10 protein-coding genes are annotated in these 14,732 nt (G+C 68.6%); 4 read left to right on the top strand and 6 right to left on the bottom strand.

What is annotated here, in order from left to right:
- Position 1 precedes the first annotated feature (1 nt).
- The 3 genes from B0F77_RS38980 to chvE form a co-directional block, all read right to left on the bottom strand.
- Positions 2-820 (bottom strand): urea amidolyase associated protein UAAP1, encoded by an 819-nt coding sequence (locus B0F77_RS38980; RefSeq protein ID WP_086668089.1) that lies wholly within the window; start codon positions 818-820, stop codon positions 2-4.
- The gene (locus B0F77_RS38985; RefSeq protein ID WP_086668083.1) at positions 820-2,376 is read right to left on the bottom strand and encodes an amino acid permease; all 1,557 of its coding nucleotides are present in this window, start codon (positions 2,374-2,376) and stop codon (positions 820-822) included. Before B0F77_RS38985 ends, B0F77_RS38980 begins: the two co-directional genes overlap by 1 nt.
- A 363-nt stretch (positions 2,377-2,739) precedes the next feature.
- Positions 2,740-3,834 (bottom strand): multiple monosaccharide ABC transporter substrate-binding protein, encoded by a 1,095-nt coding sequence (gene chvE, locus B0F77_RS38990; RefSeq protein ID WP_086668084.1) that lies wholly within the window; start codon positions 3,832-3,834, stop codon positions 2,740-2,742.
- Positions 3,835-4,068: 234 nt separating this feature from the next.
- Here chvE and B0F77_RS38995 point away from each other — a divergent pair, with 234 nt between their 5' ends.
- The 3 genes from B0F77_RS38995 to B0F77_RS39005 all read left to right on the top strand — a co-directional run bounded on the left by B0F77_RS38995 (position 4,069) and on the right by B0F77_RS39005 (position 8,457).
- Positions 4,069-4,638, top strand: a complete 570-nt coding sequence (locus tag B0F77_RS38995; RefSeq protein WP_086668085.1) for an RNA polymerase sigma factor — start codon at positions 4,069-4,071, stop codon at positions 4,636-4,638.
- A complete protein-coding gene (locus tag B0F77_RS39000; protein WP_086668086.1) occupies positions 4,631-5,506 on the top strand; it encodes a CU044_5270 family protein in 876 nt (291 codons plus the stop codon). Before B0F77_RS38995 ends, B0F77_RS39000 begins: the two co-directional genes overlap by 8 nt.
- A gap of 71 nt (positions 5,507-5,577) precedes the next feature.
- Positions 5,578-8,457, top strand: a complete 2,880-nt coding sequence (locus B0F77_RS39005) for an alpha-L-rhamnosidase-related protein (RefSeq protein ID WP_211294258.1) — start codon at positions 5,578-5,580, stop codon at positions 8,455-8,457.
- Here the strand turns inward: B0F77_RS39005 and B0F77_RS39010 are convergent.
- From B0F77_RS39010 to B0F77_RS39020, 3 genes are all read right to left on the bottom strand, one after another.
- A complete protein-coding gene (locus tag B0F77_RS39010) occupies positions 8,450-9,628 on the bottom strand; it encodes an ATP-grasp domain-containing protein (RefSeq protein WP_086668087.1) in 1,179 nt (392 codons plus the stop codon). The two genes, B0F77_RS39005 and B0F77_RS39010, sit on opposite strands and share 8 nt — an antisense overlap.
- A gap of 128 nt (positions 9,629-9,756) precedes the next feature.
- A complete protein-coding gene (locus B0F77_RS39015) occupies positions 9,757-11,823 on the bottom strand; it encodes a glycoside hydrolase family 2 protein (protein WP_211294259.1) in 2,067 nt (688 codons plus the stop codon).
- Between the two features lie 46 nt (positions 11,824-11,869).
- Positions 11,870-13,306 (bottom strand): IucA/IucC family protein, encoded by a 1,437-nt coding sequence (locus B0F77_RS39020; RefSeq protein WP_211294260.1) that lies wholly within the window; start codon positions 13,304-13,306, stop codon positions 11,870-11,872.
- 22 nt (positions 13,307-13,328) lie between these two features.
- Here B0F77_RS39020 and B0F77_RS39025 point away from each other — a divergent pair, with 22 nt between their 5' ends.
- A complete protein-coding gene (locus B0F77_RS39025; RefSeq protein ID WP_086668093.1) occupies positions 13,329-14,696 on the top strand; it encodes an IucA/IucC family protein in 1,368 nt (455 codons plus the stop codon).
- The last annotated feature ends 36 nt before the right edge of the window (positions 14,697-14,732 follow it).

The following is a 14,732-nucleotide window of genomic DNA, read 5'->3' on the forward strand; positions in this document are numbered from 1 at the left end:
GTCACAGTCCTCGTGCCTCCGCGTAGTCGATGGTGTTGAGGTAGGCCCGGTGTGCTTCGGGCGTGGCCTGGAAACGGTCGTCGTCCGGCCCGGTGGGTGCGGTGCGCCAGGCGTGCACGCGCAGCGGTCCGACCACGTAGTCCGGACGCGGGTCCAGCGGGTGCGGCACGTTGGCCACCAGGATCAGCAACGGCAGTTCGGCCAGCAGTTCGACCGAGGTGCCCTCCCCCGCCGACCCAAGCCACTCGAAGGCTCCGTCGGCGTCGACCCTGATGCCCTGGAAGAAGGACACGCTCGGCGGGAGGTCGCGCGGCGCGAGCCCGTGTTTGGCCGCGGCCTTGACGAACAGCGACCGGCCTGCCGGCGACGGCCCCTCCGGCCTGGCGTCGCCGTACTTCCGCTGGTTCCACGCCTCGGTGCTGGTACCGCAGAACGCGTCGTGCCGGCCGCACGTGTCGCCGACGATCGTCGCGAGCACCCGACCATCGCCCGACAGCAACGGATGGCCGGCGCCGAGGTAGGCCTGCCAGGGGATCTTCAGGGTGTCGGCGACGTTGAGCCGCTCCACCGGTTCCAGCGCGTTGTACACGATCACGTGAGCACAGGCGTCGCCCGTCGGGTCGTCCAGGCGGATCCGGGTGCCCCTGGCGAGCACCTTGTGCGTGTATCCGCCCGGTGCAACGGTTTCCGCCCACGTGAGCGCCTCCACACCGGCAGGCCGGTACGGGCTCGACGACGCGGGCAGGTAGGGCATCCACTCGCTGGTCTGACCTCCCCGTGCGCGGGCGTCGTCCCTGGCGTTGAGCACGGTGTCGGTCATCACGCCTCCGATGCGGGCACGGTGTGGGTGTGCGGGACGTGGCGCAGCTCGATCCGGCCGTGCAGCCGTTGTTTGAACAGGAGGTACGCGCCGCCGGCCGCGAGACTGAACGCGATCACGAGCAACGCGCTCCAGCGCAACCACCAGGTCTCACCGGTGAGGTCGTAGATCTCCGGCCGCGGCCACGCCAGGTTGACCGCCATGCCGATCTGGTAGACGACCGCGAGCGCGTTCAGCGGGATTCCCCACGCGCCCAGGCTGAACTGCGGCTTGCCGTGCTCGTCCACGCCGGTCGGCCAGCCGTCGGTGGTGCGGTGCCGGATCCGGGTGATCAGCAGCGGCAACGTCACGCCGAGGTACGCGAGGTACAGCATCGCGATGCACAGACTCGTCAACGCGGTGAAGAGCGCGGACTGACCGATGTTGACCACGAGCACGATCGCGGCGCCGACACCCACGACGATCGAGGCACCGATCGGCGTGCCGGTGCGCGGCGACACCTTGCCGAGCACGCGGTGGAACGGGAAGGCCTTGTCCCTGGCCATCGAGTAGATCATCCGCGCGCCCGCGGTCTGGATGGCGAGCGTGCACGCGAACACCGCCACGGCGACGCAGCACAACAGCAGACGGCCCAGCACGCCGCCCAGTCGTTCGGTGAGCACCCAGGAAAGCCCTGCGGTGGCGAGGTTTCCGTCGGTGAGGCTCGGCGCGGCCATCAGCGCGCCGATGATGAGCAACGCTCCGCCGATCGCGGACGCGATGAGCGCGTGCAGGATGGTCCGCGGCGTCGTCCGTCTCGGCGAGTGCGTTTCCTCGGCCAGTTCACCCGCGGAGTCGAATCCCACCATCACGTACGCGGCCATCAGTGCCGAGGCCAGGAACGCCGGAAGATAGCTGCCCTCCCCGCTCCAGCCCTCGTGCGTGAACACGACCTGAGGACCGCGCTCGGGCAGTACGAACAACGCGAGCACGAGCACGATCACCGCGACGATCTCGACCGTGACACCGACACTCGTGGCCGAGGCCATGTGCCGCACCCCGGCGATGTTCACGGCCGTCGTGATCACGAGGAGGATCACGCCGAGCAGCACCGCGTTCTGCGCACCGGTCGCCGAGGTCACCGAGGACTCCGCGCCGGACCCTCCGACGATCTGGAACCCGGACCAGATGGTCGGCAGGACGACCTGGATCGCGATCGCGGCCGCGGCGACGGTGAGGATCTGCCCGATGATCATGATCCAGCCGGCGAACCAGCCCGCCGTCGTGCCCGCCAGCCGGCTGGACCACTGGAAGATCGCACCCGAGACCGGCCACCGCGCCGCGAGCTCCGCGAAGCACAGGGCGACGAGCAGCTGCCCGGCGAAGACCAGCGGCCAGGCCCAGAAGAACGAGGCGCCACCGAGCCCGAAGCCCAGCCCGAAGAGCTGGAACACCGTGGTGAGGATGGAGACGAACGAGAAACCCGCCGCGAAGGACGAGAACGAACCCACTCCCCTGCGCAACTCCTGGGCGTAGCCGGATCCTGGGGAACCGGTGTCACTGAGAGACGTGCTCATGGGTCCTCCCGGAGCCGGACGGAATACCTGTCGAGTGATAGGTATGACTGTCTGGCCTGGGCATTTCGCGGACCGATGACTCTGCGTAAATTCGGCGTAAAGCAACCCTCACAGCGCTACCCCCTCGGAAGTTCCTCCTTCCTGGACAGCGCTTTCAAGCAGCCGGTTCCAGCCCCTGAGCAGGCTGCCGGAAGTTGCGTCCGTTACTCGCCCGCCAGACGTGCGTCCGGCCCCGATGGCGTCTGCAAGTACCACCAACTCAACATCAACAGGCACTTTGCCACTACCAACAGGCCTGTCCGGTGGCGGGCCACTCGGCACCAGCTGGCACAGATGTTCCGGACAGGAGTTCTGGCCAGGCGCTTAGCGGAGTTGCGCGTCGGTGTAGTAGCCGGACTCCACGAGCACCTTGTGGTAGTTGGCCTTGTTGACGCTCACGGGGTTCAGCAGGAAGGCCGGGACGACCTTGACGCCGTTGTTGTAGTCGTTGAGGTTGTTCAGCTGCGGCGGCGTCCGGCCCTTCAGCACCGAGTCGGCCATCATCGCCGTGGCGGTGGCCAGTTCGCGGGTGTCCTTGTAGATCGTCGAGTACTGCTCGCCGGCGATGATGGACTTCACCGAACCGAGCTCGGCGTCCTGACCGGTCACGATCGGGAAAGGGGCCCCGTAGCCGTTGTTGTTCAGCGCGGTGAGGATGCCGAGGGACATGCCGTCGTAGGGCGAGAGCACGCCGTTCACCTTGCTACGGCGGTACGTCGTGGTCAGGATGTCCTCCATGCGCTTGCGGGCGGTCTCGCCGTCCCACCGGAGGGTCGTCACGGCCTGGAATTCCGTCTGACCGCTGCGCACCACCAACGTGCCGTTGTCGAGGTACGGCTTGAGCACGGACATGGCGCCGTTGAAGAAGAACGTCGCGTTGTTGTCGTCCGGTGAGCCGGCGAACAGCTCGACGTTGAACGGACCCTTCGCGGCGCTCGGCTGGCCGTCAGCGGTGAGCAGTCCCAGGCCGGTGAGCAGCGACTCGGCCTGGTACACGCCGACCCGGAAGTTCTCGAAGGTCGCGTAGAAGTCGACGTACGGGCTGTCTCGCAGGAGCCGGTCGTAGGCGATCACCGGGATTCTGGCGTCCGCGGCCCGCTGCAGCGGCTTCGTCAGCGCGGAGCCGTCCACCGAAGCGATGATCAGCAGCTTCGCACCGCCGGCGATCTGCGCCTCGATCTGCTTCGCCTGGGTGGGGACGTCGTTCTCGGCGTACTGCAGGTCGACCCGGTGCCCGTGCTTCTCCAGATCTCGCTTGATGTTCTCGCCGTCGTGGATCCAGCGCTCCGACGACGTCGTCGGCATGGTGACGCCCACGAGCGCACCCTCGGCGGACTTGAGCTGCTCTTTGCTCGCCGGCGCACCACACGCCGTCACCAGCAGCACGACCAGCGGCAGCACTGATCTCGATAACCTCATCCTGCTCCTCGCGCGGATCAACATCGGCGTTGACGGATCGCCACGGCTCCTGGGGGGCGGGCCCGCCTGAGGTGTGACCCGCGCCACGAGCGGGTGTGAACGTTAACAAGTGATGTTGAGCAGGACAACCCCGTCCCGTGGCCAAGACTGACCCGGCCCGCGACGCCCGGCCGTGAACTCGATTCGAGCGTTCTGCTGATAACAGGGTGAAGACCCTTCGCCCGAAAGGCCACCATGACAGCAACCGACGCGGAGCTCATCGAGGCGTCGCTGCGCGTGCCCGAGAAGTTCGCGCTGATCTTCGACCGGCACGCACCGCACATCCAGCGCTATCTCGCCCGGCGCCTCGGTCAGCAAGCCGCCGACGACCTGCTCGCCGAGGCGTTCCTGGCGGCGTTCTCGAAACGGCAGCGCTACGACTCCTCCCGTCCGGACGCGCGGCCGTGGTTGTACGGCATCGCCACCAACCTGGTCGGTCAGCACCGGCGGGAGGAGGTGCGCCGGCAGCGGATGCACCCGGTCGGGCCCTACGTGGCCGACCACGCCGATCGTGTCGCGGCGGACGTCACCGCGCAGGCCATGCGGTCGATGCTGACCGGCGCGCTGGCGGCGTTGTCCGCCGAGGACCGGGACGTGCTGCTGCTGGTCGCCTGGGAACAGCTCAGCTATCAGGAGGTCGCCGAAGCGCTGGCGATTCCGGTGGGCACGGTGCGGTCGCGGCTGAACCGGGCCCGCCGCAAGGTCCGCGAGGCGTTGGGAACCGACAACCACACCGAGGTCGAGGAGCTGCTCAACAATGGATGACCTTCAGCTCGTCCGGGAACTGGACGACACCCCGCTCAAGTCCGCCGACCAGCTGGCGGCCGCCCGCGCACAGCTCGTGGCGGGCATGAAACCGCCCAGGCGAGGTCGTGCCGGGATCATCGCCATCGCCACGATCGCCGTGGCGGCAGCGGCCGCCGCCGTGGCGGTGGTGCTGCCGTCCGGCACACCGGACCCGGCCGGCCACGACGCCGCGCTCACCGAACCCAAGCCGCAGGTGGACAGCGCCGTGCAACTGCTGAACTACGCCGCGGCGGCAGCCCGTTCGAAGCCCGATGTGGTGCCCCGGCCAGACCAGTTCCTCTACTTGCGCGAGGGCACGTGGGAGGCGTGGCTCTCCGTTGACGGCACCCATGACGGCCGGATCAACACCGGCAACTCCGACCCGACCACCGTGCCCGGCTGCGTCGGCGGCCTGAGCAAGGTGCTCGACAAGTACGACCGGCCGACGGGCGAAACCGAGCCGTGCACGCCGACGCGCAGGTACCGGGACGACCTGCCCACCACGGCCGACGAGATGCTGAAGTTCTTGCAGGGCAACGACAAGGATCGACCGGTCAACTCGTACGGCAAGGACGTGATGACCATGTTCTCCCAGTCGTACCTGCCGGGAGCGCAGCGGGCCGCGTTGTTCGAGGCGGCGACCAGGGTGCCCGGCCTGACGGTGGTGCAGAACGTCTCGTCCGGCCGTCCCGGCATCGGGATCAGCTGGCCGGTGCCGGAGGGCTCGATGCCGGGGCTCGAACCGGAGGTGATGGTGTTCGACAAGGACACCTACGAGTACCTCGGCCGCAAGGACCACCCGCAGGACGCGGCAGGGTTCGTCAACCAGGTGGGCGACCGCATCTAGTCACGTGACTCCCCCTCTATGCTCGGCCGGTCGCCGGGATCCAAGGCGACCAGAGCTCTGGGGGGAGTCACGTGCAGCTCGCTCATGTCCGCAGACGGTTCCGACGTGTCCGGCGATTGGCGTTGCTGGCGGCCGGCACGCTGCTGCTGGCCTCGATCACCGCACCGGCGGCCACCGCGGTGGCCGCCGAGTCGCCGGCCGCGTCGGATCCCAACAACTTCGCACCCGCGTCGCGCACGGTGAAGCCGGTCGCGGTGCACGCGACGGCCGGCACCGTGACCGCGCCGGAGAACCTCGTCAACGGCGGCGTGACCAGGTTGTCCGGCAAGGGCTCTCACGTCGTGCTGGACTTCGGCAAGGAGGTCGGCGGCCTGGTCACGCTGGGGTTCGCCGGCGCCAGTGACAGCGGCAGGAAGGTCGGCCTCGCGTTCTCCGAGACCTCCGCGTTCGCGGGCCAGGAAAGTGACCGGAGCAGTCAGCACTTCGGCTCGGACGGCGCGATCTTCGCCGATGTCGGCGGTTCCGGCACCTACACGATGCCCAAGGAGAAGCTGCGGGGCGGTTTCCGTTTCCTGACGCTGTTCCTCGGCACCGACGGCTGGGTCGACCTCGACGACGTGACCCTGCAGTTCACGCCGGACCCCGACCGCGCGAACCCGCGTGACTACCCGAACTACTTCCGCTCCAACGACGATCTGCTCAACAAGCTCTGGTACGCCGGTGCGTACACGGTGCAGACCAACACCATCGCGCCCGACACGGGCCGGTCCAGGGTCGCGCCGAACCCCGGCTGGCAGAACTCCGCCGTCATCGGTCCGGGCACCAGCGTGCTGACCGACGGGGCGAAACGCGACCGCACGGTGTGGCCAGGCGATCTCGGCGTCGCGCTGCCCACCGCGTACGCGTCGTTGAACGACACGAAGTCCTCACGCAACGCGCTCGAAGCGCTGTACGGGCTGCAGCGGGCCGACGGCATGCTCCCGTACGCCGGGCCGGAGATCAGTCGTCTCGACTCCACCGAAGGCGACACGTACGTCTCGGACACCTACCACCTGTGGACGCTGGTGGGGACCGGGCTGTACCACCGCTACACCGACGACACCGGCTGGGTGCGGTCGATCTGGCCGAAGTACGTGAGGGCCATGGACTTCAGCCTGGCCAAGGTCGACGGCACCGGGCTGCTGAACGTCTCCGCGCAGCTCGACTGGGGCCGCCAGTGGGGCACCGGGCACAAGATCACGGCGAACGCGCTGCTGTACGGGGCACTCACCTCCGGCGCGAAACTCGCCGACGCGCAGGGTGACGCGGGACGCGCGGACGCGTGGCGGCAGCGGGCGGCCTCGGTGAGGAGCGCCGCCAACGCGACGCTGTGGAACCCGGCGACCGGCCTGTACCGCGACATTCCCGGGGCCGCCCTGCACCCGCAGGACGGCAACTCGATGGCGGTCTGGTTCGGGCTCACCGACAGCCCCGCGAAGAACGCCTCGATCACCAGGACGCTCACCGCGAACTGGACCGACATCGGCGCCGTCACGCCGGAGAATCCCGGCCTGATCGGCACGTTCACCGGTTCGATGGAACTCACCGCGCACCTCATGGCGAACAACGACACCGACGCGCTGGCGTTGATGCGCCGCGAGTGGGGTTTCATGCTCAACTCCCCGAACGGCACCAACAGCACGTTCTGGGAGAGCTTCAACTTCGACGGAACCCCGTACTACGGCAACTCGTACATGAGCGCCGCGCACGGCTGGGCCAGCGGCCCGACCAACGCGCTGACGTTCTTCGTGCTGGGACTCAATCCCAGCGACGCCACGCACTACGACTTCGTGCCACACCTCGGTGACCTCACCCACGTGGAAGGCAACATCACCACGCCCAAGGGCGCGGTGAAGGGCACCTGGGACTACGCACCGGGCACGTTCACCTCCCAGCTCACCGCTCCGGACGGCACCACCGGCCGGATCGGCGTGCCCACCTACGGTTCCGCCGCGGTGAAAGTCACCGTGAACGGCACGACCGTGTGGAGCGACGGGAAGTTCCAGCCCGGTGCGGGCATCTCCGGCGGGTCGACCGACGGCAGCTACGTCTACCTCACCGGCGCGGGCGGCGGCGCCTACACCGTCACCGCGACCGGTGTCGTGCGGCCCGAACCGTTCGACGTCGCGGTGCTGCCCGACTACCTGCCGCCCGGCTACACGTTGTGCGCCACCGAGGGCGGGACCTGCACGCCGAACGGCACGCAGGTGCTCGCGTTCGGTGCGGGCAGTCACGCGTACCGGACGATCAGCGGACCGACCACCTGCGAGATCGCGACCTTCGGCCAGGACCCCACGCCGAACGTGCTCAAGTCCTGCTATCTCGCCCCCGCCGGCGGCCCGCCCGGTGCCACCACTTGTGCCGCCGAGGGTGGTGTGTGTCAAGTGAACGGCAGGCGCACGGTCGCGTTCGGCTCGAACGGCGCGTTCCGCTTCATGACGGTCAACGGCACCGCCAAGTGCACCGCCGCCGCGTTCGGTGGCAACCCCGTGCCCGGCGTCACGAAGTCCTGCTACGTGCTGCCGGACGCTCCGGCGGGCGCGTGGGAGAAGTGCGTGGACGAGGGTTCCGTGTGCAGGGTCGCGGGCACGCAGGCGTTCGGTGCCATGGGTTCGTACTGGACGGCGAAGTCGGACAGCACGGCGAACTGCGCCCTGGGGACGTTCGGTGTCGACCCGCTCATCAACGTGGTGAAGGCCTGTTACGCCTGGACGGGCAAGCCCTCCGGTTTCCCGAGGGAATGCTCGGCGGAGCTCGGAACCTGTTCCTTCACAGGCATGCAGACTGTCGCGTTCGGACGGAACGGGTCCTATGTGTACAAGACCTTCACCGACTCGACGCCCTGCACCAACGAGGCGTTCGGCACCGACCCGGTCTACGGCGCCGTGAAGTCCTGCTATCTGGTCAGCTGAACCAGGTCAGGCCGGCGGCGAGGGTGGTGTCCTCGGCGAGCTGAGCGGGGTCGCGGTGCCACAACAGCACCGATGCCCCGATCAGCCCGCCGAGGCCCTCGTTCCCCTCCCTGCCAACCCTTCGAACGTGGACCTCGTACTCACTCCTGAGGTCACTCAGGTCCGGGCCCGGCTCGCGGAACCTCGTGCCCGGCATGACCGGCGACCACAGCCAGGCGGCCTGGAGGTCCTGCGACACCGGCTCCGGCACCGGCAGTCCCGCCTGCATCCGGAGGTTCGCCACCTCCAGGTTCACCCCGGCGTGCAACCGCGCCAGCTCCGACACCAACGCACCCGGCGCCCGTCCGGCGACCTCCAGCACCACCAGCTCACCGGCGCCGTTCACCGCGAACTCGGTGTGCACGACGAACCTTCCCTCACCGCCCAACGCCCGCACGACACGTTCGTTCATCTCGTGCGAGGCCGCGGTGAACGACGACTCTCGCTCGGTGACACCGCCGAGCGTGCGTCCGACGTCGACACCGAGCAGCGGCCCCAGGTACCGACCCACCTGCACCGGCGTGATCTCACCGTCCCGCACCAACGCGTTGACGTGATGCAGCGTGCCGTCGACGAACTCGTCCACCTGCCACCCGGTTTCGCCGTCGTGCGCGACCAGCCAGTCCCGTACCTCCTGCGGCGTGCGCAGGATCGTGATGCCGCGCGAGTTCGCCTCCTGCCGCGGCTTCGCCACCACGGGCAGTCCGATCTCCTCGACCAACGAGACCGCCTCCACGGTGACGGCGGGCTCGAAAGCGTGGAACCGCGGCACCCGCACACCACCGGCCGCGAGCAGCCGCTTCATCAGCACCTTGTCCAGGTACGCGAGCGGCCGGCGCGGATGCCGCGACGCGAGGCCCAGTTCCTCCCGCAACCGCGCGCACTCGGCGAGGCAGTACTCGTCGTTCGTCACGACCTCGACCGGTCCCTCGAACCCGCGGATGTGCTCGAGCCACTTCTCCCGGTCCACGACGGCGACCTCGGGCACGAGACCGGTGACGTCCTCGCGCAGCACCGCGTCCGCCGGCCCGTCGGTGAGCACGACGAGGTCGAACTCGCCGGGTGGAAACGCCTCGGCCGGTCGGACTGTGAACGGCTGCTTCGACTGCAGCGCGACGATCGTCGTCCTCATCGGTCCCCCACTCTCGCGCGAACGCCTGAGCACGTTCGCTGGCTCCCCCTTCAGACTTCCGGAATCTCGTCATCGCCGGGAGCGATGTGTCGGGTGATCGCGCCCACACACCCGGCGAGCTACAAGGGTCAGGCAAGCGTCCAGGTGGCCGTGTCGGTGTAGGCACGGCCATCTCGCGTTCCGGTGATCGTCACGGTGTTGGCGCCCGGCCGCAGGGTGATCGGCCACGTGTAGATGTGGTCGGCCGCCGGCGGCTTCGGGATCGCGACACCGTTCAGGATCAGTTGTACGTCGTCCACGGTGCTGTAGGCGCGAACCGTTGTGGCAGCGGCAGTTCGCTGGGTCCACCGAGCGCTGTTCAGATGCACGAACGGCGTGTTCGTCCACTGCGACTTGTACAGGTAGAAGGCGTCCTTGCGGACGGCACGGTCGTAGGTGACGAGCCCCTTGTCGTTGCGGCCCAACGTGTCGCCTTCCGAGCGGCTGTCGACGGCGAAGTCGAACATGTTCCACACGAACGTGCCCCACAGGAACGAGCGGGTGCGCAGCTGCGCCCAGGAGTTCTCGTGCACCAGGGTCTGGTACTCCTCCGGGTGCCAGCGCGAGGTCGTGACGGGTGGCGCCGGGTTCTCCTCGTGCTGGGCGATGCTGCCGCCGGCGCCGTACTCGCTCAGCGCGATCCTGCGGGCCGGGTCGGCGGCGTGCAGGCGGTCGGCCCAGGCACCGGGGCCGGTGCCGCTCTTGTCGTACCAGCCGTAGTACTTGTTGTAGGCGGCCAGGTCCGCGTGGCTCGACACCGGGTCCAGGTCGCCGATGTGCGACGCGTAGGTCGAGTGGCGGCCGGAGTCCTCGGCACGAACAGCCGCCGCCAGGTCGCGCAGCAGGTTGTTGGTGGCGGTGTTGCTGGTCTTCTGCTCGTTGCCGATGCCCCAGAACGCGATCGACGGGTGGTTGAAGTTCTGCCGGATCATCTCCAGCAGTTGCTGCTGGGCGTTCGCGCGGAACGCCGCGCTGTCGGTCACCTCGTTGACCAGCGGGATCTCCGTCCACACCACGTAACCACGCTCGTCGGCGAGGTCGTAGACGTGCTCGGCCTGCTGGTAGTGGGCGGTTCGCAACGCGTTGACGCCCATCTCGTCCATCAGGTCGAAGTCCTGGCGCTGGTCGGCCCGCGTCACGGCCCAGCCGGCGTTCAGCCGGTCCTGGTGGGCGTTCACGCCGTTGAGCCGCAACTGCTTGCCGTTCAGCGAGAATCCCGACGCGGCGTCGACCGCCGTGGTCCGCAGGCCGAGCGGTTCGGTCACGACGTCCTTCACCGCGCCGGTGTCGGCGTCGATGATCTCCACCGAAGCGCGGTACAGGTACGGGTCGGCCTTGCCGTTCCACCGGTGCGGGCGCGGGATCGTGATCGTCTGCACGGTGTCGAAACCGGTCGAGGCGTTGATCGAACGGGATGCGGTCACGCTCTCACCCACCACGACACCAGCGTGATCAGCGACGATCGTGCGCACCTTCACGCGCGCGACCGAAGATCGGTTGTTCCACGCCTTGGTGATCACCTCGACGCTCGCCGAAGCGTCGGACAAGGATCGTTGCCGCAGATAGACACCAGGGCCACCGGAGTCGCCCATGCGCACGCCGAGCGGGTCCAGCGCGGTCAGCGAGACGTTGCGGTAGATGCCGCCGAAGAAGGTGAAGTCCGCGGACAACGGCGCGATGTCGGACGCCGCCCGGTTGTCGGCTCGAACCGCGATCACGTTGTCCTGCCCCAACCTCAGGGCAGCTGTCGCGTCGTAGCGGAACCCGGCGAAGCCACCGCGGTGCTGGCCCAGTTTGACGCCGTTGACCCACACGTCGGCGACCTGGTTCACGCCGTCGAACTGCAGCCACAGACGCCGTCCCGACAACGCCGCGGAAGGCGTGAAGTGCTTGCGGTACCAGCCGATTCCCCGATAGTAGTTCGAACCGCCGTCCTGGCCGTCCGCCGCGTTCCAGGTGTGCGGCACGGTCACCGGCGACCACGCCGAGTCGGTGAAGCCCGGCGCCTCGGCTCCGGCGGCGTCCGCGCGGAGGAAGCGCCAGCCGGAGTCGAGGCTGACCTGTTGCCGGGTCACCGGTGGCTCGTAGGCCGAAGCTGTCGGAGCGGCAACGAACATCGCCGACAGCAACAGCAGGGGCAGCAGCAGGCGTCGCATGTCCAGCACGCTATTGGCGGCGCCGATCCGCCGTCAACGAACGGTACTAGTTCCGGTACAACGGGTTCGGGAAGTCGACGTACCGGCTCGCCGCGCCCTCCGCCCGCGTCCAGCGCAGCAACAGGTTCGCCTTCGCGGGCACGAACTGGTTCTCCAGCAGGGACGTGATCAGTTCACCTCCGTGACCCTTGGCACAGGCAAGGAAGACAGACCGTGCCTCCGCCCACACGTCGAGGCCGGGGTGCCGCTCCAGCACGGCGCCCGCGATCTCGACGAGGTGGTTGACGATCAGGCAGTACTGCAGCCGCTCCCAGCCCTTCGCCTCCGACACGCCTCGACCGTCACCATCCACTTCGGACAACAGCCTGGCGTGCCGGGGTAGCAACCGCATGCCCTCGGGATCGCGGTAGATCGCCTGCACCGGCATCCCCGACACGTCGACACCCACCAGAACGTTCTGCAGGTGGCACTCCATCACCACGCCGTGCGCGAAAAACGCGTGCAGCACAGGAGGAACGACGACCGAAACGTACTGACGGAACCATTCCAACGCCGCCGAGCGATCCAGTCCGTCCAGCGGATTGCCCTCGAAACCTTCGCTGATTCCGGCTGCCAGCAACGGAGTCACGCCGGGCAACGTGTGCTGCCGAACACCGTCGCGGACGACGACAGCAAGTCCCTCAAAGGATTCCGGCGACGTCCGGTAGCCGCGGTCGATCAGGAACGCCGCACCGGGATACTCGGACGCGATGTCCGCGAACACCGGTCTCAGCAGCCGCGCGAGAGGCGGGATCCAGCGCAGGTCATGAGCCCACAGACGGCGCACGTCGTTCGTGATCTGCACATCGAGGCTGAACTTGTAGAACAGGTCCGCGGCCGGGTCGTAAACCGTGCGCACCGAGGACGTCGGCCACACCTCATGATCAGCCGGAACGCCTTCGCGCCCCAGCAACGAAAGCTGCCACGGATGCGCGGGCAGCACGCCCTGCGGCAACGGCACCTCGCCGTCGTCGACGAACTCGCCTTCCAGATGCGCCAACGAAAACCGCGCGTGCACCTCAGGCGCGTACGGCAACCATTCCGACGCGGGCAGCCCACCACGGCCCTTCGGCGCGGGGTGGTAGCGGTGCCCGGCGATCAACGCCTGCTCGGAGCGCTGGTAGAGGTCGGCCGGCGGCGCGGGCCGGGCGTCCACGATGGCGGCGATCGCGGCCCGCGACCCCGCGATCTCGTCGAGGAAACCGACCGGCGGATCGCCGAGCTCCTTGGTGACGAGCAGCGCGAGCTCCTGCCAGGAAACCGGCTGCCACGAACCAGAAAACACTTCAGGTTCGGTGAGCCACCGTCCTTCCCGCGCCCGCAGCAGGACGCCGGTGCGCGGCAGCCGGATCGTGCCGCCGGGCCCCGGTTCTCCCACCTCCCGGCGCAGGCAGTTGAGCAGCGCGGTCGAGGTGATGCCGTCGGGATCAGTGATCGCGTCCACCGGTGTCCGCTTCCCTCCGGCGATGTGTCAGGATCTGATCATTCTGACGCAGACGCCGATCGAGACCGAGTTCGCCGCCACGCTTCCACCCGAACGCGCCGAGCGGTTTCTCGCGGCACTGCCGGAGGCCCGCGCGGCCGTCCTCGCACGCCTGCGCCGAGCCCTCGCGATCGAGCCGTTGCCGCAGGTCAGCGTCGACCCTGCCGAGTACGTCCACCCGGTCGACCTCCTCACCGCGCTGCGCTGGCCCGACTCCGAGAGCCTCGTCACCGAGGTCGCCCACAGCGTGGCCGGACTGGCGCTCTCCCGCACAACGAGCGCGCTCACGACTCCGTTCCTCGAACGGTCGTTGGAGCAGCACGAGCAGAGCGTGGTCGACGGCCACCCGCTGCACCCGTGCTGCCGCAACCGCACCGGGTTCACCGCCCGCGACCACCTCGCGTACGGGCCGGAACACCGCCCGGCCGTCGCCCTGCGCCTGCACCCGACGCCGAACCACGTCGTGTTCGGTGACTGGCCCGATGAACTCCGCGACGGCGCGCAACTCCTCCTGCCGTTGCACCCGTGGCAGGCAGAACGGCTGAAGGTCCCCACTGTCGGCACGCTCGATGCCAGCCCACTGATGGCGTTGCGGACCCTCTCGACGAGCAGCTGGCACGTCAAAACGACGCTGAGCGCCCAGATCACCTCGGCCGTGCGGGACATCTCCGGCGGCTCGATCAGCTCAGCCACCGCGGTCTCCGACTTCCTCAGCGCACGAGTCGAGGGCATCGAACTGCAGCCCAACCGGGCCTCCGCGGCAGTGCTCACGAACGGCGAACCGGACCGCGCGCTCGGTGTGATCCTGCGCGACAAACCCGTGCCGCACCCGAACGAAACCCTGCTGCCGCTCGCCGCGCTGACCGCACGCCCGGTCGACGGCGGCCCTCCCCCGATCCGCGCGCTCGGCGACCCGTTCGCGTGGCTGCGGGAATTCGCCGAGCTGGCCGTGCCGCCGTTGATGACGCTGCTCGCGCACGGAGTGGCGTTGGAGGCGCACGAGCAGAACCTCGTCATCGGCTTGGTGAACGGCAGGCCGCACCGGTTGATCTACCGCGACCTGGCGGACATCCGCGTCAGCCCGCGCCCGAACCTGCCCGAACGCCTGCACGCGAGCCCGGAAGGCTTGCGCGCCAAGACGTTCGCCACGTTCTTCGCGACCGCGTTGACCGGTCTGATCAACGCCCTCGACGCGCCCGATGCCGAGCTGTGGCGCGTTGTCGCGAGAACCGTCCCGGACACGCCGGACAGGCACGCGTTGCTGCACGACCCCATTCCGGCCAAGCCGCTCACGTTGATGCGCCTCGACCCGCAGACCACGAAATGGGCGTACCTCCCCAACCCGTTCTAGTAGCGTGTCGCTGCTTAGTAGTGCTTTGTCGGGTTG

Origin of the sequence: Lentzea kentuckyensis, from assembly GCF_002150765.1 — a bacterium.
GTDB lineage: Bacteria > Actinomycetota > Actinomycetes > Mycobacteriales > Pseudonocardiaceae > Lentzea > Lentzea kentuckyensis.